Annotated in this window: 35 protein-coding genes; 3 read left to right on the forward strand and 32 right to left on the reverse strand. The window is 34.9% G+C overall.

The features are described 5' to 3' along the window. Positions 1 to 295: 295 nt before the first annotated feature. Genes AC13CQ_RS12730 through AC13CQ_RS12740 form a run of 3 tightly spaced genes read left to right on the forward strand, consistent with a single transcriptional unit; the run spans position 296 to position 2,709 of the window. Positions 296 to 1,003, forward strand: coding sequence for a tetratricopeptide repeat protein (locus AC13CQ_RS12730; RefSeq protein WP_474506816.1), 708 nt, complete (start codon positions 296 to 298; stop codon positions 1,001 to 1,003). Beyond that, on the forward strand, positions 919 to 1,803 hold the full coding sequence (locus AC13CQ_RS12735; protein WP_474506815.1) for a sensor histidine kinase: 885 nt from the start codon (positions 919 to 921) through the stop codon (positions 1,801 to 1,803). The genes AC13CQ_RS12730 and AC13CQ_RS12735 overlap by 85 nt, the downstream gene beginning before the upstream one ends. A 42-nt stretch (positions 1,804 to 1,845) precedes the next feature. Then, on the forward strand, positions 1,846 to 2,709 hold the full coding sequence (locus AC13CQ_RS12740; protein WP_474506814.1) for an ATP-binding protein: 864 nt from the start codon (positions 1,846 to 1,848) through the stop codon (positions 2,707 to 2,709). Between the two features lie 92 nt (positions 2,710 to 2,801). Here AC13CQ_RS12740 and eno read toward each other — a convergent pair whose 3' ends face one another. From eno to fusA, 32 genes are all read right to left on the reverse strand, one after another. Beyond that, entirely contained in the window at positions 2,802 to 4,091 is a 1,290-nt protein-coding gene (gene eno / locus AC13CQ_RS12745; protein WP_008613564.1) for a phosphopyruvate hydratase, read from the reverse strand. Next, the gene (gene carA / locus AC13CQ_RS12750; RefSeq protein ID WP_008613565.1) at positions 4,088 to 5,209 is read right to left on the reverse strand and encodes a glutamine-hydrolyzing carbamoyl-phosphate synthase small subunit; all 1,122 of its coding nucleotides are present in this window, start codon (positions 5,207 to 5,209) and stop codon (positions 4,088 to 4,090) included. Before carA ends, eno begins: the two co-directional genes overlap by 4 nt. A gap of 93 nt (positions 5,210 to 5,302) precedes the next feature. After that, positions 5,303 to 5,824, reverse strand: a complete 522-nt coding sequence (gene rplQ, locus AC13CQ_RS12755; protein WP_335587935.1) for a 50S ribosomal protein L17 — start codon at positions 5,822 to 5,824, stop codon at positions 5,303 to 5,305. 63 nt (positions 5,825 to 5,887) lie between these two features. After that, on the reverse strand, positions 5,888 to 6,880 hold the full coding sequence (locus AC13CQ_RS12760) for a DNA-directed RNA polymerase subunit alpha (protein ID WP_040879703.1): 993 nt from the start codon (positions 6,878 to 6,880) through the stop codon (positions 5,888 to 5,890). A 21-nt stretch (positions 6,881 to 6,901) separates the two neighbouring features. Continuing rightward, positions 6,902 to 7,507, reverse strand: coding sequence for a 30S ribosomal protein S4 (rpsD, locus tag AC13CQ_RS12765; RefSeq protein ID WP_008613570.1), 606 nt, complete (start codon positions 7,505 to 7,507; stop codon positions 6,902 to 6,904). An 83-nt stretch (positions 7,508 to 7,590) separates the two neighbouring features. Beyond that, positions 7,591 to 7,983, reverse strand: coding sequence for a 30S ribosomal protein S11 (gene rpsK / locus AC13CQ_RS12770; protein WP_008613572.1), 393 nt, complete (start codon positions 7,981 to 7,983; stop codon positions 7,591 to 7,593). A 14-nt stretch (positions 7,984 to 7,997) separates the two neighbouring features. Next, positions 7,998 to 8,372, reverse strand: coding sequence for a 30S ribosomal protein S13 (rpsM, locus tag AC13CQ_RS12775; RefSeq protein WP_008613573.1), 375 nt, complete (start codon positions 8,370 to 8,372; stop codon positions 7,998 to 8,000). Positions 8,373 to 8,375: 3 nt separating this feature from the next. Beyond that, positions 8,376 to 8,492, reverse strand: coding sequence for a type B 50S ribosomal protein L36 (gene ykgO / locus AC13CQ_RS12780; protein ID WP_007094966.1), 117 nt, complete (start codon positions 8,490 to 8,492; stop codon positions 8,376 to 8,378). Positions 8,493 to 8,497: 5 nt separating this feature from the next. Next, the gene (gene infA, locus AC13CQ_RS12785) at positions 8,498 to 8,713 is read right to left on the reverse strand and encodes a translation initiation factor IF-1 (RefSeq protein ID WP_008613577.1); all 216 of its coding nucleotides are present in this window, start codon (positions 8,711 to 8,713) and stop codon (positions 8,498 to 8,500) included. A 2-nt stretch (positions 8,714 to 8,715) separates the two neighbouring features. Then, positions 8,716 to 10,071 (reverse strand): preprotein translocase subunit SecY, encoded by a 1,356-nt coding sequence (gene secY / locus AC13CQ_RS12790; protein WP_008613578.1) that lies wholly within the window; start codon positions 10,069 to 10,071, stop codon positions 8,716 to 8,718. Positions 10,072 to 10,084: 13 nt separating this feature from the next. Continuing rightward, entirely contained in the window at positions 10,085 to 10,537 is a 453-nt protein-coding gene (gene rplO, locus AC13CQ_RS12795) for a 50S ribosomal protein L15 (protein ID WP_008613579.1), read from the reverse strand. Positions 10,538 to 10,550: 13 nt separating this feature from the next. After that, entirely contained in the window at positions 10,551 to 10,730 is a 180-nt protein-coding gene (rpmD, locus tag AC13CQ_RS12800; protein WP_008613580.1) for a 50S ribosomal protein L30, read from the reverse strand. Between the two features lie 12 nt (positions 10,731 to 10,742). Continuing rightward, positions 10,743 to 11,267 (reverse strand): 30S ribosomal protein S5, encoded by a 525-nt coding sequence (gene rpsE, locus AC13CQ_RS12805; RefSeq protein WP_008613581.1) that lies wholly within the window; start codon positions 11,265 to 11,267, stop codon positions 10,743 to 10,745. A 6-nt stretch (positions 11,268 to 11,273) separates the two neighbouring features. After that, entirely contained in the window at positions 11,274 to 11,630 is a 357-nt protein-coding gene (gene rplR / locus AC13CQ_RS12810) for a 50S ribosomal protein L18 (RefSeq protein WP_008613582.1), read from the reverse strand. Between the two features lie 11 nt (positions 11,631 to 11,641). Further along, on the reverse strand, positions 11,642 to 12,184 hold the full coding sequence (gene rplF, locus AC13CQ_RS12815) for a 50S ribosomal protein L6 (RefSeq protein ID WP_008613583.1): 543 nt from the start codon (positions 12,182 to 12,184) through the stop codon (positions 11,642 to 11,644). 20 nt (positions 12,185 to 12,204) lie between these two features. Next, positions 12,205 to 12,603: a 30S ribosomal protein S8 gene (rpsH, locus tag AC13CQ_RS12820; RefSeq protein ID WP_008613584.1), complete on the reverse strand. Its 399-nt coding sequence runs from the start codon at positions 12,601 to 12,603 to the stop codon at positions 12,205 to 12,207. Between the two features lie 61 nt (positions 12,604 to 12,664). Continuing rightward, on the reverse strand, positions 12,665 to 12,934 hold the full coding sequence (rpsN, locus tag AC13CQ_RS12825) for a 30S ribosomal protein S14 (RefSeq protein ID WP_008613585.1): 270 nt from the start codon (positions 12,932 to 12,934) through the stop codon (positions 12,665 to 12,667). Position 12,935: 1 nt separating this feature from the next. Continuing rightward, a complete protein-coding gene (rplE, locus tag AC13CQ_RS12830; RefSeq protein ID WP_008613586.1) occupies positions 12,936 to 13,487 on the reverse strand; it encodes a 50S ribosomal protein L5 in 552 nt (183 codons plus the stop codon). A gap of 2 nt (positions 13,488 to 13,489) precedes the next feature. Next, a complete protein-coding gene (gene rplX / locus AC13CQ_RS12835; protein WP_008613587.1) occupies positions 13,490 to 13,804 on the reverse strand; it encodes a 50S ribosomal protein L24 in 315 nt (104 codons plus the stop codon). A gap of 11 nt (positions 13,805 to 13,815) precedes the next feature. Continuing rightward, positions 13,816 to 14,184: a 50S ribosomal protein L14 gene (gene rplN / locus AC13CQ_RS12840; RefSeq protein WP_008613588.1), complete on the reverse strand. Its 369-nt coding sequence runs from the start codon at positions 14,182 to 14,184 to the stop codon at positions 13,816 to 13,818. A gap of 2 nt (positions 14,185 to 14,186) precedes the next feature. Next, a complete protein-coding gene (gene rpsQ, locus AC13CQ_RS12845) occupies positions 14,187 to 14,444 on the reverse strand; it encodes a 30S ribosomal protein S17 (protein WP_008613590.1) in 258 nt (85 codons plus the stop codon). Positions 14,445 to 14,461: 17 nt separating this feature from the next. Continuing rightward, positions 14,462 to 14,653 carry a 50S ribosomal protein L29 gene (gene rpmC, locus AC13CQ_RS12850; protein ID WP_008613591.1) on the reverse strand — a complete coding sequence of 64 codons (192 nt, stop codon included), beginning with the start codon at positions 14,651 to 14,653 and terminating at the stop codon, positions 14,462 to 14,464. 15 nt (positions 14,654 to 14,668) lie between these two features. Further along, positions 14,669 to 15,088 (reverse strand): 50S ribosomal protein L16, encoded by a 420-nt coding sequence (gene rplP / locus AC13CQ_RS12855; RefSeq protein WP_008613592.1) that lies wholly within the window; start codon positions 15,086 to 15,088, stop codon positions 14,669 to 14,671. Positions 15,089 to 15,108: 20 nt separating this feature from the next. Then, positions 15,109 to 15,834 carry a 30S ribosomal protein S3 gene (gene rpsC / locus AC13CQ_RS12860; RefSeq protein ID WP_008613593.1) on the reverse strand — a complete coding sequence of 242 codons (726 nt, stop codon included), beginning with the start codon at positions 15,832 to 15,834 and terminating at the stop codon, positions 15,109 to 15,111. 8 nt (positions 15,835 to 15,842) lie between these two features. Further along, on the reverse strand, positions 15,843 to 16,250 hold the full coding sequence (gene rplV / locus AC13CQ_RS12865; RefSeq protein ID WP_008613594.1) for a 50S ribosomal protein L22: 408 nt from the start codon (positions 16,248 to 16,250) through the stop codon (positions 15,843 to 15,845). Positions 16,251 to 16,259: 9 nt separating this feature from the next. Beyond that, complete coding sequence (gene rpsS / locus AC13CQ_RS12870; RefSeq protein ID WP_008613595.1) at positions 16,260 to 16,538, reverse strand: 30S ribosomal protein S19; 279 nt, start codon at positions 16,536 to 16,538, stop codon at positions 16,260 to 16,262. Between the two features lie 11 nt (positions 16,539 to 16,549). Continuing rightward, positions 16,550 to 17,374, reverse strand: a complete 825-nt coding sequence (gene rplB, locus AC13CQ_RS12875) for a 50S ribosomal protein L2 (protein ID WP_337899692.1) — start codon at positions 17,372 to 17,374, stop codon at positions 16,550 to 16,552. 13 nt (positions 17,375 to 17,387) lie between these two features. Then, complete coding sequence (gene rplW, locus AC13CQ_RS12880) at positions 17,388 to 17,678, reverse strand: 50S ribosomal protein L23 (protein WP_008613597.1); 291 nt, start codon at positions 17,676 to 17,678, stop codon at positions 17,388 to 17,390. A gap of 7 nt (positions 17,679 to 17,685) precedes the next feature. After that, entirely contained in the window at positions 17,686 to 18,315 is a 630-nt protein-coding gene (rplD, locus tag AC13CQ_RS12885; protein WP_008613598.1) for a 50S ribosomal protein L4, read from the reverse strand. Then, on the reverse strand, positions 18,315 to 18,932 hold the full coding sequence (rplC, locus tag AC13CQ_RS12890; RefSeq protein ID WP_008613599.1) for a 50S ribosomal protein L3: 618 nt from the start codon (positions 18,930 to 18,932) through the stop codon (positions 18,315 to 18,317). Before rplC ends, rplD begins: the two co-directional genes overlap by 1 nt. A 191-nt stretch (positions 18,933 to 19,123) precedes the next feature. Then, complete coding sequence (rpsJ, locus tag AC13CQ_RS12895) at positions 19,124 to 19,429, reverse strand: 30S ribosomal protein S10 (RefSeq protein WP_008613600.1); 306 nt, start codon at positions 19,427 to 19,429, stop codon at positions 19,124 to 19,126. Positions 19,430 to 19,440: 11 nt separating this feature from the next. Continuing rightward, entirely contained in the window at positions 19,441 to 21,570 is a 2,130-nt protein-coding gene (fusA, locus tag AC13CQ_RS12900; protein ID WP_008613601.1) for an elongation factor G, read from the reverse strand. Between the last annotated feature and the right edge of the window lie 8 nt (positions 21,571 to 21,578).

Below are 21,578 nucleotides of genomic sequence, written 5' to 3' on the forward strand. Positions count from 1 at the left end.
TAACTTTAAATTAAATAATTATATTGACATAATGAAAATTTTCCTTATTAAATGAATGTTAATATGACATTATTTTCATTTATAAAAAAAGCCCTTCTATAATTGAAGGACTTTATATTTATATATTGACAGTATTACCTTACTTTCTTTATTAACTTGTTAAATTATCATAGCTAGACCCACTAATAATTACGAATCAAGCATTTAATTAACAAATTTCGTACTATATTTCCACCTGTTTTTGTGCTTGACTTTGCCCCCTTACATTAATTAAGTTTATTTAATTCGAATATATATGAAGGGAAAAACAGTTAATATCCTAACTTTCCTCACACTATTGATCTTCTCATTAGGGTATACACAAAATATAGAAATAGACAGTCTATATACCAAGTTAAAAAATGCACCTACCGCTATTGACTCTATAGCTTTATATAGTGAGATTGCAGAAATAACTACGAACATCGACCCAAATGAAGCTATTTTACTTTCTGAAAAACTCTTGCTACTTTCAGAAAAAAATTCCAATCTCCTAGGAATTGCAACGGCATACAACATTATAGGCGCCTCAAATGTATATCTATCTAATCATAATAGCGCTATTGATTATTTAAATAAAGGACTTGAAATTGCCGAAAACAACAATCTAAACACTATAAAACCTTCTATATACAACCACCTTGGAAAAGTGCATAGGTTTAAAAGTAATCATTACGAAGCTTTAAAATATTACAACAAGGCAATAGCCATAAGTAAAGAACTAAACAATACATCACAAATAGCAGAATGCTTAAAAAATATTTCTATTCTATATACATTAGTTAATGAATATGATACTTCTATTGAGCTATTAGATAGTGCGTTAGTTATACACAAAAAAAATAATGACCAATATGGAATTGTCTCTATCCAAAAAACTTGGCGTTTATTAACTCCTACAAAGGGCTTCCTGCACCCACCCTTTCTGCACTTAAAAAAGTATACCGTTATGAAGACTCTCTAGGCTACACTTTTAGGAAGCTGCTTACACAAATGTATATTGGAAATTTATATTATGAATCTGAAAATCTAACCAAAGCTAAAGAGGAGTTTGAATATGCTCTTCTTTTATTAAACCAAATAAACAACAATATTATTAGGGAAGATTGTTATATGAGTTTAGCTAAAATTCTTCGTAAATTAGGAGATGATGAAAAAGCGCTTGATTATGCTCTAAAGGCTTTTGAAACGGCAGAAAAACATCAAGTCTATGCAAACTCAATCGAAACAGCTAATTTACTATCTAATCCATATGAGCAAAAAGAAGACTATAAAAATGCACTGAAATTTTCTCAAATTGGCTACACATATCGTAACAGTTTACAACTTAATAAAGTCCAAAACACACTATTAAAAGAACGCCTAAAATTGGATTTAAAAGAATTATCCATACAAAAGGAAAAAGAGTTGAACGATTTAAAAGTGAAAAAAAATAAATATATAATTATTGGGGGGTTTATCTCTTTTATTATTGTAACCATGCTTATCTATTTTAGCAGAATTAAATTAGCTAGAATAAACAAAAGACTAACTATTTCCAATGAAATAAAATCCAACTTCTTAACCAAAATGACACATGAAGTAAAAACACCTTTAAATGCAATAATTGGTTATGCAGATTTACTTCTTAAATTTAAAGACCTTACAAGTGTTCAAAATAATCATATCAACATCATTAAATCTTCTGGGGAGTCTCTTTTATATATGGCCGAAGATATTTTTGATTTTAACCGCTATGACAAAAACAAAATTAGTATAAAATAAAACCCTACCGACCTAGGAGCCTTAGCCAACGAAATTTTTGAAATGTTTAAAATTAGGGCTCAAGAAAAAAATCTGTCGTTCTTCCTCAATACCAGCCCAAACATTCCGAAAACTCTTTTAATAGACGATTTAAAAATTCGTCGAGTAGTATACTCTTTGCTAGATAACGCCATAAAATACACCTCCAAAGGTAGTGTTACTTTAAATGTAATATTGGTTAATGTATATGAGAAAACTACTGAAATTAAATTTTCTATTGATGATACAGGAAAAGGAATAAAGACTAAAAACCAAAACAAAATATTCGAAGAATTTTATCAAGAAGAATCAGACTATACTCGAGAACATGGAGGAATAGGATTAGGTCTCTCTATTTCGTATAAAATTGTTGAAGCACTTGGAGGAATATTACAATTTGAAAGTGAAGTAAATAAAGGAAGTAAATTCTATTTTAAACTCACTTTTACAAATAGTTCTGAAGAAAAAGTGGATTCCAATCCCATTCAAAACTTAGCAAATGAGATTGAAAATAAAATATTTAAGGTGCTTATTGTTGAAGACAACAAAGTAAACCTTCTAATTACAAAAAAACTATTATCCTCTCTTTACAAAAACGCCCTTATCTATGAAGCTTATGATGGAAAAATGGGAGTTGAACTATATAGCAAAGAACAGCCTAATATTATCTTAATGGACATCCAAATGCCTGTTTTAAATGGTTTAGAGGCTACTAAAATTATAAGGCGGAAATATAATGCTACAATTCCTATACTAGCATTAAGTGCTGGAAGTGCTGTAGAAAACCGAGAAAAGAGTATTTCTGTTGGAATAAGCGAGTATCTTGAAAAACCTATAAACCTTAAAAAACTAAGAGAAACTATTTATAAATACCTCACCAATTTATAGGCGTTTTTAGCCTAAAAAAATACTCTAGATAAAAATTAAATTACCTAGAGTATTAATATTTAAATTGACTTACAACTGCAAGTGCAAAATTCTTATTTTATTTTAAATGCTTTTTCCTGAGGATAAAAAGCAACAGCTCCTAATTCTTCCTCAATTCTTAGCAATTGATTGTATTTTGCCATACGATCACTACGAGATGCAGATCCTGTTTTAATCTGACCTGTATTTAATGCAACTGCTAAGTCTGCAATTGTATTATCTTCTGTTTCTCCTGAGCGGTGAGACATTACAGAAGTATAACCAGCATTTTTAGCCATGTTTACTGCTGCAATAGTTTCTGTAAGTGTACCTATTTGGTTAACTTTAATTAAAATTGAATTTGCAATACCATTTTCAATTCCTTTAGAAAGACGCTCTACATTAGTTACAAATAAATCATCTCCTACTAACTGAACTTTGTCTCCTACTTTTTCAGTAAGTGCTTTCCATCCATCCCAGTCGTTCTCATCCATCCCATCTTCAATAGAGATAATTGGATATTTAGCAGAAAGATCTGCCAAATACTGAGCTTGCTCTTCAGAAGTTCTTACAGCACCTTTATCTCCTTCAAATTTAGTATAGTCATATTTTCCATCAACATAAAATTCTGCTGCAGCACAATCTAAAGCAATCATTACTTCATCTCCCATTTTATATCCAGCTTTTTCAACTGCTTTTGAAATGGTATCCAAAGCATCTTCTGTACCATCTAAAGTTGGTGCAAAACCACCTTCATCTCCTACAGCTGTACTTAAACCTCTATCGTGCAATACTTTTTTAAGGTTATGGAAAATCTCAGTCCCCATTTGCATTGCATGCGTAAAGTTTTTAGCCTTTACTGGCATTACCATAAACTCTTGGAAAGCAATAGGTGCATCTGAATGTGATCCTCCATTAATAATGTTCATCATTGGTACAGGAAGCGTATTTGCACTTACTCCACCTACGTATCTATATAATGGCATTCCTAATTCGTTTGCCGCAGCTTTAGCAACTGCAAGCGATACCCCTAAAATAGCATTAGCTCCTAATTTAGATTTATTTGGAGTCCCATCTAAATCGATCATTGTTTGATCTATTAAATTTTGCTCAAATACAGAAGCCCCTATAAGTTCTTCTGCAATGGTAGTGTTTACGTTGTTTACAGCTTCAGAAACCCCTTTACCCATGTAAGATTTTCCTCCATCTCTAAGCTCAACTGCTTCATGCTCTCCTGTAGACGCTCCAGATGGAACTGCTGCTCTACCTAAAATACCGTTTTCGGTTACTACATCTACTTCTACGGTTGGATTTCCTCTTGAATCTAATATCTGACGTGCGTGTACACTTATAATTATACTCATACTGTTTCTAGTTTTTGTTGTTTAATGTTTTCTATAAATTGATCAAATAAATACGTAGCATCATTTGGTCCTGGACCAGCTTCTGGATGGTATTGTACCGAGAAACAGTTCTTTTTAGTATGTCTAATTCCCATTACTTCATTATCATTTAAATGAGAATGTGTAATTTCGAAATTAGCATTGCTTTCTGTTTCTTTTCTGTTGATTGCAAAACCGTGGTTTTGAGAAGTAATCTCCCCTTTCCCTGTAAGATGATTTATAACAGGATGATTAATCCCTCTATGTCCATTATACATCTTAAAAGTAGATACTCCTTCTGAAAGTGCAATTATTTGATGTCCTAAACAAATTCCGAATAAAGGTAGGTCCTTTTCTATAATTTCTTTAGCCAAAGTAATAGCGCATTCTAAAGGTTCTGGATCTCCAGGGCCATTAGACAAGAAATATCCGTCTGGATTAAAAGCTTCCATTTCCTTAAAAGTGGCATTGTATGGAAATACCTTTATATAACAATCGCGTTTTGCTAAATTTCTAAGGATATTCTTCTTGATTCCTAAATCCAACGCTGCTATTTTGTAGGTAGCATTTTCATCTCCATAAAAATAAGCTTCTTTGGTTGAAACCTTTGATGCAAGCTCTAAACCTACCATATCTGGTGTCTCGTTTAGTTGCTTCTTCAATTCATCTATTTTATCTACTTCTGTAGATATTACAGCATTCATTGCACCATGGTCTCGAATATAACTCACAAGAGCTCTGGTATCAACATCAGAGATTGCAAGTATATTATTTTCATTTAAAAAGTTCTCAAGAGAATCTGACTTCCCAACTCGCGATGGAACATAGCTAAAGTTCTTACATATAAGACCTGCTATTTTAACTGAATCCGATTCCTCTTCATCATTTTTAACTCCATAATTCCCAATATGGGCATTAGTAGTTACCATTAATTGTCCATAGTAAGATGGATCTGTAAAAATTTCTTGATAGCCTGTCATTCCTGTGTTGAAACAGACTTCGCCAAAAGCACTTCCTTCTTTATTTGCAACGGCTTTACCATAAAATATGGTACCGTCTGCCAATAAAATCATTGCTTGTTTTCTAGATTGATACTTCATTTTTGTACGTTGCAAAAGTTTTACAAAATAACACAAAAAAAAGGATAAACTAAAACGTTTATCCTTTTTGATATGTTATGATAACATTAATCACTATTCTTGTGAAGTTTCTGGTTTTTCATTGTCAGAATCTTCTTTAGCTGCAGGAGCTTCTTTAGCTTGAGGAGCTTCAACAGTAGCAGCCTCGGTAGCTTTTTTACTTCTACCTCTTCTAGTCGATTTTTTCTTAGCAGGCTTATCAGCTACATTGTAAGTTTCGTTGTAATCAACTAGCTCAATCATCGCCATGTCTGCGTTATCTCCAAGTCTGTTACCTAGTTTAATAATTCTAGTGTAACCTCCTGGTCTATCACCTACCTTAACAGCAACATCTCTGAAAAGCTCAGTAACAGCGTATTTGTCTCTTAATTTACTAAAAACAACACGTCTGTTGTGTGTTGTATCCTCTTTAGATTTTGTAACTAAAGGCTCAACAAACTGCTTTAAAGCTTTAGCTTTTGCTAAAGTTGTATTAATACGCTTGTGCTCTATTAATGAACATGCCATATTAGCAAGCATTGCTTTTCTATGAGCTGTTTTTCTACCTAAATGGTTAAATTTCTTTCCGTGTCTCATGACAATTGTTTTAAATCAACATCTTGCTCTACCCATTTTGAGGAGCAAAATATGATGATTTTGTTAGTCTTTATCTAATTTATACTTTGATAAATCCATTCCAAAACTAAGTCCCTTGTTATTTACAAGTTCTTCTAATTCTGTCAACGATTTTTTACCAAAGTTTCTGAATTTCATTAAATCGTTCTTATTAAAAGATACTAAGTCTCCTAATGTATCTACTTCAGCAGCTTTCAAACAGTTTAATGCTCTTACTGAAAGATCCATGTCTACTAACTTGGTTTTCAATAATTGACGCATATGAAGAGATTCCTCATCATAAGTTTCTGTTTGTGCAATTTCATCCGCCTCCAGAGTGATACGCTCATCAGAGAATAACATAAAGTGGTGGATAAGTATTTTTGCAGCTTCAGTTAAAGCATCTTTTGGATGTATAGAACCATCTGAAATGATTTCGAAAACTAATTTCTCGTAATCTGTTTTTTGCTCTACACGATAATTTTCAATGCTAAATTTAACATTTTTGATAGGTGTATATATTGCATCTGTGAAGATAGTTCCAAGAGGAGCATTTGCTTTCTTGTTTTCTTCAGCAGGAACATACCCTCTACCTTTTTCGATTGTAACTTCCATGTTTATAGTTACTTTCGGGTCTAAATTACAGATCACTAAATCTGGATTTAATACCTGAAAACCTGATATAAACTTTTGGAAATCTCCAGCAGTTATTTGTTCTTTACCTGAAATCGAAATAGAAACGGTTTCGTTATCAATATCTTCAATTTGTCTTTTGAAACGCACTTGTTTCAGGTTCAAAATGATTTCTGTAACGTCCTCAACTACACCTTCGATTGCAGAAAATTCGTGTTCTACTTTATCGATTCTAGTTGATGTAATTGCAAAACCTTCTAATGAAGATAAAAGAACTCTTCGTAATGCGTTACCAACGGTCAATCCATATCCTGGTTCCAAAGGTCTGAATTCAAACTTACCTTCGAAATCGGTAGAATCGATCATTATAACTTTATCGGGCTTCTGAAAATTTAGTATTGCCATAGTACGACTGCTGTCTAATTATTATTTAGAGTATAACTCGACGATTAATTGCTCTTTAATATTTTCTGGAATTTGTAAACGTTCTGGAACAGCAACAAAAGTACCTTCCTTTTTCTCGTTATTCCAAGTAATCCATTCGTAAACACTACTATTATTAGCTAACGATCTTTCGATAGCTTCTAAAGATTTTGATTTCTCTCTTACTCCTACTACATCACCTGCTTTTAACTGGTAAGAAGGAATGTTTACTAATTCTCCGTTTACTGTAATGTGACGGTGAGAAACTAATTGTCTCGCTCCTCTTCTTGAAGGAGAAACTCCCATTCTAAAAACTACATTGTCTAAACGAGACTCACAAAGTTGTAAAAGCACTTCCCCAGTAACTCCTTTGCTACGGTTTGCTTTTTCAAATAAGTTTCTAAATTGTTTCTCAAGGATACCGTAAGAGTATTTAGCTTTTTGCTTCTCCATTAACTGGATAGCATATTCTGATTTTTTACCTCTTCTACGGTTGTTTCCGTGTTGTCCTGGAGGATAATTTCTTTTTTCAAAAGATTTATCGTCTCCAAATATTGCTTCTCCGAATTTACGGGCTATTTTAGTCTTTGGACCTGTATATCTTGCCATGTTTTGTAATATTTTGAAGGTGATTATGAATTAAGGCTAATCCTTCGATAATCGTAAAAACCTTCTTTTAAACATAAATGTTATTAAACTCTTCTTCTTTTTGGTGGACGACATCCATTGTGTGGTAATGGAGTAACATCAATAATTTCTGTTACTTCAATCCCTGCATTATGGATAGAACGGATAGCAGATTCTCTCCCTGATCCTGGACCTTTAACGTACACTTTTACTTTTCTAAGACCTGCCTCTTGAGCTACTTTTGATGCATCTTCAGCAGCAATTTGAGCAGCGTAAGGAGTGTTTTTCTTAGAACCTCTGAATCCCATTTTCCCTGCTGAAGACCAAGAAATAACATCACCCTTTTTATTTGTCAAAGAGATAATTACGTTATTAAATGATGCAGCAATATGAGCTTCACCTACAGATTCTACTATAACCTTGCGTTTCTTAGCAGTTTTTGTATTTGACTTTGCCATAATTAAGCTACGAATTATTTAGTTGCCTTCTTCTTGTTAGCAACAGTTTTTCTTTTACCTTTTCTTGTTCTAGAGTTATTCTTAGTGCGTTGTCCTCTTAATGGAAGACCTGCTCTATGACGAATACCTCTTTGACAACCGATGTCCATTAAACGCTTAATGTTCAATTGAACTTCCGAGCGTAACTCACCTTCTATTTTGTAAGAAGCAATAGCCTCTCTAATACCAGCGATATCTTCGTCTGCCCAGTCGTTAACTTTTGTGTCTTCGCTAACCTGAGCTTTCTCTAAGATCTCTTTAGCTCTACTTTTTCCAATACCAAAGATGTAAGTTAAACCTATAACTCCTCTTTTATGCTTTGGTAAATCTACTCCTGCGATTCTAGCCATAACTTATCCTTGTCTTTGTTTAAATCTAGGATTCTTTTTATTAATTACATACAATCTCCCCTTTCTACGCACAATCTTGCACTCGGGACTTCTCTTTTTTATTGATGCTCTTACTTTCATCTCTTTTAATATCTATAAGTAATTCTTGCTTTAGTAAGGTCATATGGACTCATCTCAAGTTTTACCTTGTCTCCTGGTAATAATTTAATATAATGCATACGCATCTTACCAGAAATATGAGCCGTAACAACGTGACCATTTTCTAATTCTACTCGAAACATTGCATTAGACAATGCTTCGATTATACTTCCATCTTGTTCTATTGCGGGCTGCTTTGCCATAATTAAGCTACAACTTTTCTATTTTTACCTGTTTTCATCAAGCCATCATAATGCCTGTTCAACAAATATGAGTTTACTTGTTGCATTGTATCTATAGCAACACCCACTAAAATTAATAGTGATGTACCACCATAAAACAACGCCCAACCTTGTTGTACACCCATTATCTTAACAACAATTGCTGGTAATACAGCTATTACTGCTAAAAATAAAGATCCTGGGAATGTAATTAAAGACATTATTTTATCTAAATAATCTGAGGTTTCTTTTCCTGGACGAATTCCTGGTATAAATCCACCACTTCTTTTTAGATCATCAGCCATTTTATTTGTCGGTACAGTAATTGCGGTGTAAAAATACGTAAATATTATGATTAATAACGCAAAAACTAAATTGTACCATAATCCAAAGATATTGCTAAACTCAGTTTGCAACCATTGACCAGCACCTGTATCTTTCAAAGCTCCTATTCTACCTACATATGCAGGAGCAAACATGATTGCTTGAGCAAATATAATTGGCATTACTCCAGATGCATTTAACTTTAAAGGAATATACTGTCTAGATCCAAAAACATTTTTCTCATAACCACCAGAAGCCGTTCTACGAGCATACTGAACTGGAATTTGTCTTGTTGCCATAACCAACATAATACATGCTAGTATAACTACAAACCATAAAATCAATTCAATCAATATCAACATTAATCCTCCGTTTGAACCTGATGTTCTAGAAACAAATTCTTGCACGAATGACTGTGGCATTCTAGCAATAATTCCTACCATAATAAGTAAAGAGATTCCGTTACCAATACCTTTATCGGTAATTTTTTCTCCTAACCACATAGCAAAAATGGTTCCTGTAACTAAAATTAAAACTGCAGGAATCATAAAATCAAGTCCTTTACCTAAGATAAAAGCACTATCTGGAACACCTAAAGATCCTAATGAATAAAGATACGCTGGTGCTTGTACCAAACAAATACCTATTGTTAACCAACGGGTAATTTGATTTAATGTTTTACGCCCACTCTCCCCTTCTTTTTGTAACTTCTGAAGGTAAGGAATAGCTAATCCCATTAATTGAACTACGATTGATGCAGAAATATAAGGCATAATACCTAAAGCAAAGAAAGAAGCATTTGCAAACGCTCCACCTGTAAATGCATTTAAGATACCTAATAATCCTCCACCATCTGTTCTAGATGATAATTCTGCCAATTGTTGTGTATCAATACCTGGTAATACTACTTGTGCACCAAAACGATACACTAATAGAAGACCAAGGGTAATTAAAATTCTACCCTTTAGTTCTTCAATTTTCCAAATATTGCTTAATGTCTCAATAAATTTCTTCATGGTTACTTGTTGGTTATAAACTTACTGCTTCACCTCCGGCTGCTTCGATAGCTGCTTTTGCACTGGCGGTAAATTTATGTACTGATATTTTTAATTTAGCTTTTAGTTCTCCACCTCCTAGTATTTTAACTAGCTCGTTAGATTTAACAACTCCGTTGCTAACTAAAACTTCTAAATCTACAGTGTCTTTAACAACACCTTTATCAACCAATTCTTGTAACTTGTTTAAATTGATTCCTGTGTATTCCTTTCTATTGATGTTATTAAAACCAAATTTAGGTACACGTCTTTGAAGTGGCATTTGCCCTCCTTCAAAACCAATTTTCTTAGAGTATCCTGAACGGGATTTAGCTCCTTTATGACCTCTAGTGGCAGTACCACCTTTGCCAGAACCTTGACCACGTCCTACTCTTTTTCCGTCTCTATGTACTGAACCTTCAGCTGGTTGTAAGTTACTTAAATTCATAACTATATTGTTATTAAGCTTCTTCAAAAGAAACTAAGTGTTCTACTTTTTTTACCATACCAAGGATGTTTGGTGTTGCATCATGCTCCACAACTTGACCAATTCCTCTTAGGCCTAGTGCTTTTAACGTTCTTTTTTGTCTTTCAGTACGTTTTATGCTGCTTTTTACTTGCGTAACTTTTACTTTTTTCATCTTATCCTTGGTTTATCCTTTAAAAACTTTTTCTAAAGAAATTCCTCTTTGCTTAGCGATTGTTCTAGCGTCTCTTAAACGTAGTAAAGCATCAAAAGTTGCTTTTACAACGTTGTGAGGGTTAGAAGAACCTTGAGATTTAGATAGTACATCATGTACTCCAACTGCTTCTAATACCGCACGTACTGCACCTCCTGCAATAACCCCGGTACCGTGTGAAGCTGGCTGAATGTAAACTCTTGCACCACCGTATTTCCCTTTTTGCTCATGAGGTAATGTACCTTTGTTAAGAGGGATACGTACTAGGTTTTTCTTAGCATCTTCTACTGCTTTAGAAATAGCATCTGCTACCTCTTTAGATTTTCCTAATCCGTGACCAACTACACCATTCTCGTCTCCTACAACAACAATTGCAGAAAATCCGAAGGCTCTACCTCCTTTAGTAACTTTAGTAACTCTTTGTACACCTACTAAACGATCTTTCAATTCAAGTCCACCAGGTTTTACTAATTCTACGTTTTTATAATCTTGATACATATCTTCTTAGAATTTAAGTCCTGCTTCTCTAGCACCATCTGCTAATGATTTTACTCTACCGTGATATAAATAACCACCTCTATCAAAAGAGATTAACTCATATCCAGCGCTTTTTGCTTTCTCTGCAATAGCTTTACCTACTAAGGCTGCTATTTCAGTTTTAGTACCTTTTGCAGAACTAATTTCTTTATCTCTTGAAGATGCTGCTAACAGAGTTTTCCCTGTTACATCATCTATCAATTGAGCATAAATTTCTTTATTACTTCTAAAAACAGCCAATCTAGGTCTTGCTTCTGTTCCAGAAACAACCTTGCGGATTCTGTTTTTGATTCTCTGTCTTCTTTCAGTCTTTGATAATGCCATAGTGCTAATTATTAAGCTGATTTACCTGCTTTTCTTCTTAATTGCTCACCAACAAACTTGATTCCTTTTCCTTTGTAAGGCTCTGGCTTACGGAAAGAACGGATCTTAGCTGCTACTTGACCAACTAATTGCTTATCGTATGATGTTAGTTTTACGATTGGGTTTTTACCTTTTTCTGAGATTGTTTCAATCTTAACCTCAGGAGCTAAATCGATAACAATGTTATGCGAAAAACCTACAGCCAAATCTAATTTCTGACCTTGGTTGCTAGCTCTGTAACCTACACCAACTAATTCTAACTGTTTAGTAAAGCCATTAGAAACACCTTCAATCATGTTATTGATTAATGATCTGTAAAGACCGTGTTTAGCTTTAACATTTTTTATCTCTGAAGAACGCTCAACAATAACATTTCCTTCTTCTACCTTTACAGTAACATCAGAAAAAGTCTGCTTTAATTCTCCAAGTTTACCTTTTACGGTAACTTCGTCTTCTTTAATATCTACAGTAACTCCCTCAGGAATTACTATTGGACTATTACCTATTCTTGACATTTCTTCTTGTCTTTAATATATTAGTAAACGTAACACAATACTTCTCCACCTACGCTCTCTAACTTTGCTTGCTTACTTGTCATTACTCCATGAGAAGTAGAAACAATTGCAATACCAAGTCCATTTAGAACTCTAGGAAGTTCATCTTTACCTACATACTTACGTAATCCAGGTGTACTTACACGCTTCAGTCTTTTAATAACAGGCTCTTTAGTTAGCTTATCATATTTCAAAGCTATCTTAATAGTTCCTTGTACTGAGTTGTCTTCAAATTTATAACTTAAAATATATCCTTGATCGAATAAAATTTTAGTCATGTCTTTTTTCAAATTAGAAGAAGGTATTTCTACCACTCTGTGCCCAGCGCTGTTTGCGTTTCTAATTCTTGTTAAATAATCTGCTATAGGATCTGTATACATCTATATCTATTTGCGGTAATAGTTTTCGGGTAAATCCGAACTTACTACCAGTTAATTTTTGTTACCAACTTGCTTTCTTAACCCCTGGGATTAATCCGTTGTTTGCCATTTCTCTGAATGTTACACGAGAAATTCCAAAAGTACGCATATAACCTCTAGGTCTTCCTGTTAGTTTACAACGATTGTGTAAACGTACTGGTGAAGAGTTTTTTGGTAATTTTTGTAATGCTTCGTAATCTCCAGCTTCTTTTAAAGCTTTTCTTTTCTCAGCATACTTATCTACCAATTTTTGTCTTTTAACCTCACGGGCTTTCATTGATTCTTTAGCCATACTAGTTCTTTTTAAAAGGTAATCCTAATTCGCTTAATAATGATTTTGCTTCTTTATCGGTATCCGCAGAAGTAACAAAGGTAATATCCATACCTGCTACTTTGTTTACTCTATCGATATTGATCTCTGGAAAGATAATCTGCTCGGTTACCCCAAGGTTATAATTCCCACGTCCATCAAAACCATTCGCTTTGATTCCATTAAAATCTCTAACTCGAGGAAGTGCTGAAGTAACTAATCTATCTAAAAACTCGTACATCATTTCTCCACGTAAAGTTACTTTTGCCCCAATTGGCATTCCTTTACGAAGTTTAAAAGACGCAACATCCTTTTTAGATATTGTAGCTACTGCTTTTTGTCCAGAAATTCTACTTAATTCGTCTACTGCGTAGTCGATTAGCTTTTTATCTGCAACTGCTGCACCAACTCCACGGCTAATAACAATCTTTTCCAGTTTAGGCACCTGCATAACATTGGTGTAACCAAACTCTCCTGTAAGAGCAGAAACTATTCTTTCTTTATACTCTTGTTTTAATCTTGGAATGTAAGCCATAATTAAATTACTTCATTAGATTTTTTAGAAAATCTCACTTTCTTACCATCTCTTTCTTCGTAACCTACTCTCGTAGTTTCTCCTGATTTAGGATCTATTAACGACAAATTAGATATATGAATAAGAGCTTCTTTCTTAACGATACCACCTTGAGGGTTTTTAGCACTTGGCTTCTCGTGTTTAGACACAAGATTAACTCCCTCAACTATCGCTTTATTCTTTTCACGATTTACTTTAAGCACTTGCCCTTCTGAACCTTTATGTTCTCCTGCAATTACTCTTACAGTATCTCCTGATTTTATCTTTAGTTTTATCATTTCTTAATGTATTAAAGCACCTCTGGAGCTAATGATACAATTTTCATAAACTGCTTATCACGCAATTCTCTAGCTACTGGTCCAAATACACGAGTTCCGCGCATCTCCCCTGCAGGGTTAAGAAGTACACAAGCATTATCATCAAAACGAATGTAAGAACCATCTGGTCTTCTTACTTCTTTTCTAGTACGAACTACTACTGCTGTAGATACTTGCCCCTTTTTAACGTTTCCGTTTGGAGTTGCATCTTTTACGGTAACAACTATTTTGTCACCAACAGAAGCATATCTTCTTTTAGTACCTCCTAATACACGGATAGTAAGAACTTCTTTAGCTCCCGTGTTGTCTGCTACTTTTAATCTTGATTCCTGTTGTACCATAATTATTTAGCTCTTTCAATGATTTCAACTAATCTCCAACATTTAGTTTTACTTAAAGGTCTTGTTTCCATGATCTTTACTGTATCACCAATATTGCAATCGTCTTTTTCGTCGTGCGCAACATATTTCTTTGTTTTTAACACGAACTTACCGTACATAGGGTGTTTTACTCGTTTTACTTCAGAAACCACAATTGATTTCTGCATTTTGTTACTTGTAACAACCCCTATTCTTTCTTTTCTTAAATTTCTATTTTCCATCTTCTAGCAGAATCGAATTATTGTAATTCTCTTTTAGTAAGCTCTGTTGCCAATCTAGCCACCGTTCTTCTAGTATATCTCAACTGAAGTGGATTCTCCAAAGGTGTAATTGTATGAGCTAATTTTAAATCTGCATATTGTTTCTTAACAATACCAAGCTGTTCTTGTAGCTCAGCAGTAGAAAATTCTCTAATCTCTGATTGTTTCATAATCTTCTTAATTAATTAAGCTGAATAATCTCTAGCTACAATAAACTTTGTTTTAACCGGTAGTTTCTGAGCTGCAAGCCTTAAAGCTTCTTTTGCAACGTCCATAGGCACTCCACCTATTTCAAACATAATTCTACCTGGTTTAACTACAGCTGCCCAATATTCTGGAGCACCTTTACCTTTACCCATACGCACCTCAAGTGGCTTCTTTGTAATTGGCTTGTCTGGAAAAATTTTGATCCATAACTGCCCTTCTCTTTTCATAAAACGAGTAGCAGCAACACGAGCAGCCTCAATTTGACGCGCTGTGATGAATGATGAATCCATTGATTTTATACCAAACATACCATTTGAAAGTTCATGCCCTCTTTGAGAAAGACCTTTCATTCGGCCTTTCTGCTGCTTACGGTATTTTGTTCTTTTCGGCTGTAACATTTTTCTTTTACTTTAAAAAATTACTTTCTACGACGAGATTTTCTAGCTCCACCACCGGCATTATTATTGCCGCCTTTCCCTTGCTTCTTAGACATTCCAACAAGCGGAGAAAGCTCTCTCTTTCCATAAACCTCACCTTTCATGATCCACACTTTGATTCCCAATCTACCATAAGTAGTATGAGCCTCATGTAATGCATAATCAATGTCAGCTCTAAATGTTGACAAAGGAATTCTACCATCTTTATACGCTTCAGAACGTGCCATTTCAGCCCCGTTTAAACGTCCAGAGATTTGAATTTTGATACCTTCGGCGTTCATTCTCATCGCTGCAGCGATAGCCATTTTGATTGCACGTCTGTAAGAAATTCTATTCTCAATTTGACGAGCAACACTTGCAGCAACAAGATTAGCATCTAATTCTGGTCTCTTAATTTCAAAGATGTTAATTTGAACTTCTTTGTCGGTAATTTTCTTAAGCTCTTCTTTTAGCTTGTCTACCTCTTGACCACCCTTACCAATAATGATTCCTGGGCGAGCCGTAGTGATAGTAACGGTTACAAGCTTAAGCGTACGCTCAATAATTACTCTAGATACACTAGCTTTAGATAAACGAGCATGGATATACTTTCTGATTTTATCGTCTTCAGCAAGTTTATCTCCATAGTCATTACCTCCATACCAGTTGGATTCCCATCCTCTAATGATACCAAGGCGATTTCCGATCGGATTTGTTTTCTGTCCCATACTCTATCTTAACTTTGTGTATTATTTTTAGCACCAACCACTATTGTAACGTGGTTAGAACGTTTTCTAATTCTATGTGCGCGACCTTGAGGTGCTGGACGAAGTCTTTTCAACATTGCCCCACCATCTACGCGAATTTCTTGAACAAATAAATCTGCCTCCTCTAAGTTTGCATCTTCATTTTTAGACTGCCAGTTTGCTATTGCAGAAACTAACAACTTCTCTAAACGACGAGATGCTTCTTTTTGGTTAAATTTCAAAATAGCAAGTGCCTTCTCAACTTTTTCCCCACGAACTAAATCGGCTACTAACCTCATTTTTCTTGGTGAAGTTGGGCAGTTATTCAACTTTGCAAACGCTAAACTTTTCTTAGCTTCTTTTATTTGCTCTGCTCTTTCTCTTTTACGAACTCCCATGGCTACTTATTATTTTTTTCCTTTATTTTTTGCACCTGCATGACCTCTAAAAGATCTTGTTGGTGAAAATTCTCCTAACTTATGACCTACCATGTTCTCTGTTACATACACAGGAACAAATTGGCGACCATTATGTACAGCTATTGTTTGACCAACGAAATCTGGAGTAATCATAGATGCTCTAGACCAGGTTTTAATAACTGTCTTCTTACCAGACTCAACATTTTGTTGAACTTTTTTCTCTAAACTATAGTGAACGTAAGGTCCTTTTTTTAGTGAACGTGCCATCTCTTAATACTTTATTTCTTTCTACGTTCTATAATATACTTATTACTCGCTTTAGATTTAGTTCTTGTTCTAAATCCTTTAGCAGGTATTCCGTTTCTTGATCTTGGATGTCCTCCAGAAGCACGGCCTTCCCCACCACCCATTGGGTGATCTACTGGGTTCATTACAACCGGTCTAGTTCTAGGTCTTCTTCCTAACCAACGTTTTCTACCTGCTTTACCAGAAACTACTAACTGATGATCTGAATTTGATACCGCTCCAATTGTAGCTAAACAATTTGCTAATACCAATCTAGTTTCACCAGAAGGAAGTTTCACAGTAGCATATTTACCTTCTCTTGCCATTAACTGAGCAAAAGCACCAGCCGAACGAGCCATAACAGCTCCTTGACCAGGACGTAATTCAATACAAGATATAATAGTACCTAATGGAACCTCACTTAAAGGCATTGCATTTCCTATTTCAGGAGCTACACCAGATCCAGAGACTACAGTTTGACCTACTTGCAAACCGTTTTGAGCAATAATATAACTCTTCTCTCCGTCTTTGTATGTAATTAATGCAATAAACGCAGTTCTGTTTGGATCGTATTGTATTGATTCTACTGTAGCTTCAACGTTAGTTTTCACTCTTTTAAAATCAACCACACGATACTTCTTCTTATGACCACCACCTAAATAGCGCATGGTCATTTTTCCTTGACTGTTTCTACCTCCCGACTTTTTTAACGGAGCGAGTAAACTCTTCTCCGGCTTGTCAGTAGTAATCGCGTCAAATCCGTTTACTACTCTAAATCGCTGCCCAGGAGTTACTGGTTTTAATTTTCTTACTGACATTTCTTGTCTTTACTTATATATTATTATAAAAATCAATAATATCCCCTTCAGCTACTTGAATAACAGCTTTCTTAATAGCATTGGTTTTACCATGCTGAATACCTGTTTTTGTGTAGCGAGTACTTCTTTTTGGTCCGTAATTCATTGTGCGAACTTTTTCAACAGAAACTCCATAAGTAGCTTCCACGGCATCCTTAATTTGCAACTTGTTTGCCTTAGTATCTACAATGAAACCATAACGATTATTCAACTCGCTATCTGCGGTTGCTTTTTCGGTAATAATAGGTTTTATTAACACACTCATTGGTTCCTTATTTACTTAAATTCGACTCAATTCCTTCTATAGATCCTTCTAAAAGCACTATGTTATTTGCATTAACAATTCTATAAGTACTTAATTCTGAGTTAGTTACAACTTCAGAGGTCTTTAAATTGCGTGACGACAAATATACATTATTATTTGAATCACCCAACACAAAGAGGGACTTTTTATTTTCTAACCCTAAAGCTTTCAAAACATTAGTGAAATTTTTAGTTTTTGGAGCTTCAAAATCGAAGTCTTCTAAAACAATAATTGATTTCTCTTGTGCTTTGATTGTCAATGCTGAACGTCTCGCAAGACGCTTCACATTTTTATTTAGCTTCTGAGTATAATCTTTTGGTCTAGGACCAAAAATTCTACCACCTCCTTTAAAAATTGGAGACTTGATACTTCCTGCTCTTGCAGTACCTGTACCCTTTTGCTTTTTTATCTTACGTGTACTACCTGCAATCTCCGCTCTTTCTTTAGATTTATGCGTACCTTGACGTTGATTAGCCAAATACTGCTTAACATCTAAATATACAGCGTGAGTACTAGGCTCTACACCAAAAACTGACTTAGAAAGACTAACTTTTCTTCCAGTTTCTTTTCCGTTGATATCTAAAACTGCTACTTCCATTACTTCTGAACGATTACATAAGCATTTTTGTGACCAGGTACACATCCTTTAACTACTAAAAGATTTTTCTCTGCAACCACTTTCAATACTCTTAAGTTTTGTACTGTTACTCTTTCTGCACCCATCTGTCCAGCCATACGCATACCCTTAAATACACGAGCAGGATATGATGCAGCACCAATAGAACCAGGAGCTCTTAAACGGTTATGCTGACCGTGAGTAGACTGACCTACACCACCGAAACCATGACGTTTTACAACACCCTGAAATCCTTTTCCTTTTGACGTACCAGTAACATCAATAAATTCTCCTTCTACAAATTGCTCTACTGTTACAGTATCACCTAATTTGAAATCTCCTTTAAAATCTTGGAACTCGACAACTTTCTTTTTAGGAGAAACACCTGCTTTTTTAGCGTGACCTTGCTCAGCTTTATTAGCATGTTTTTCTGCCTTGTCATCGAAACCAAGCTGAAGAGCTTCATACCCGTCAACCTCTGCGGTTCTGACTTGGGTAACTACGCATGGTCCAGCTTCGATCACTGTACATGGAATGTTCTTTCCATTTTCGTCGAAGATGCTGGTCATACCAATCTTTTTTCCTATTAACCCAGACATTCTAATTTAATTTACGATGTACAATTTGTAACTATTACAAACCTTCCACCAAATTGTTATTACTAATTGTTATTTATCTAAAAAACTTCAGAGCTGAAAAATACTTTCAGCTCTGAATGTATTTTTTCCGTTTTTCCTTCGCCAAAGGCTTAGGACATGTACTAATCAAATTCCATGATTAGTTCAAGGAATTAAACCTTGATTTCTACTTCAACACCACTTGGTAATTCCAGTTTCATCAAAGCATCAATTGTTTTTGATGAAGAACTGTAAATATCAAGAAGTCTTTTGTAAGAGCTTAATTGAAATTGCTCTCTAGACTTTTTATTTACGTGTGGAGAACGTAGTACAGTAAATATTTTTTTGTGTGTTGGTAACGGAATTGGTCCAGTTACTACAGCACCAGTAGTTTTTACTGTCTTAACGATTTTTTCAGCTGATTTATCAACTAAATTATAATCGTATGATTTAAGTTTTATTCTGATTTTTTGACTCATTTTCTTTAGATTTAAGCTTCAACTCCTTTTGCTTCCTTAATTACAGCTTCAGATATATTTGAAGGTGTTTCAGCATAATGTGAAAATTCCATAGTAGATGTTGCTCTACCAGATGATAAAGTACGTAAAGAGGTTACATATCCAAACATTTCAGATAATGGAACACTTGCTTTAATTACTTTTGCACCCGCTCTGTCGCTCATGTTGTTAATTTGACCACGACGACGGTTAAGGTCACCTACAATATCTCCCATACTTTCCTCAGGAGTTAACACTTCTAATTTCATAATTGGCTCCATGATCACAGCTTTTGCAGCTTTTGCAGCAGCTTTAAATCCTAGTTTAGCAGCCAATTCGAACGAAAGTTGATCGGAATCCACATCGTGATAAGAACCATCAGTCAAAGTAACTTTCATAGCATCTACTTCATAACCCGCTAACGGACCATTTTTCATTGCTTCTCTGAAACCTTTCTCAATAGAAGGAACAAATTCCTTAGGAACGTTACCACCTTTAATTACAGATTCGAATTCAAGACCAAGTTTACCTTCTTCAGCTGGCTCAAGTGTAAATACGATATCAGCAAATTTACCACGTCCACCAGATTGTTTTTTATAAACCTCTCTGTGATCCGCTTTTTGCGTAATCGATTCTTTATACTCAACCTGAGGCTGACCTTGGTTAACTTCAACCTTAAACTCACGTCTAAGACGGTCAACAATAATATCTAAGTGAAGCTCACCCATACCAGAAATAATTGTTTGTCCTGAAGCCTCATCAGTTCTAGCTGTAAATGTTGGATCCTCTTCAGCTAACTTAGCTAAAGCCATCCCCATTTTATCAACATCTGCTTTTGTTTTAGGCTCCACAGCAATACCAATTACTGGATCTGGGAAATCCATACTCTCAAGTACAATAGGTGCTTTTTCATCTGATAAAGTATCTCCTGTTTTGATGTCTTTAAACCCAACAGCAGCCCCAATATCTCCAGCCTCTATATACTCAATTGCATTTTGCTTGTTTGAGTGCATTTGATAGATACGAGAAATACGCTCTTTTTTACCAGATCTGTTATTTAAAACATAAGATCCAGCATCTAATCTACCAGAATATGCACGGAAGAATGCTAAACGACCTACAAAAGGATCGGTAGCAATTTTAAATGCTAAAGCAGCAAAAGGCGCATCCACATCTGGCTTACGTCTCTCTTCAGCACCTGTATCAGGATTTGTTCCTACAACTCCGTCTTTATCTACCGGTGAAGGTAAATAACGACAAACAGCATCTAATAAGAACTGAACCCCTTTATTTTTAAATGAAGAACCACAAATCATAGGAATGATTGCTCTATCCATTACCGCAGCTCTTAAAGCAGCGTGAATTTCTTCTTCAGTTATAGAACTCTCATCTTCAAAGAATTTCTCAAGTAGATTTTCATCATACTCAGCAACCTCTTCGATAAGTTTTGCACGGTACTCACGAACTTCTTCCTTCATATCTTCAGGAATATCTACTACATCAAAAGTAGAACCGAAATTATCTTCGTGCCATACAATAGCTCTATTTTTTACTAAATCTACAATTCCTTTAAAATCAGCTTCATCACCAATAGGCAATACAATTGGAACTGCATTAGAACCCAACATCTCTTTAACCTGCTTTGAAACAGCTAAGAAGTTAGACCCTTGACGGTCCATTTTGTTAACAAAACCAATTCTAGGAACACCATAATTATCTGCTAATCTCCAGTTAGTTTCAGACTGAGGCTCAACACCATCAACCGCACTAAACAAGAAAACCAATCCATCAAGAACACGTAAAGAACGGTTTACCTCTACGGTAAAGTCAACGTGGCCAGGAGTATCGATAATATTAAAGTGATATCCTTTAGTTTCAGGAGTTGGCTGTGCATTCTCCATAGGGAACTGCCAAGTACAAGTTGTAGCAGCAGAAGTAATTGTAATACCTCTTTCTTGCTCTTGCTCCATCCAGTCCATTGTAGCAGCACCATCATGCACCTCTCCAATTTTATGAGAAACTCCTGTGTAAAAAAGAACACGCTCTGTTGTTGTTGTTTTACCAGCATCAATATGAGCCGCAATTCCTATATTTCTTGTATATTTTAAATCTCTTTGTGCCATTTTATTTT

This window comes from Galbibacter sp. L-19, from assembly GCF_056857615.1.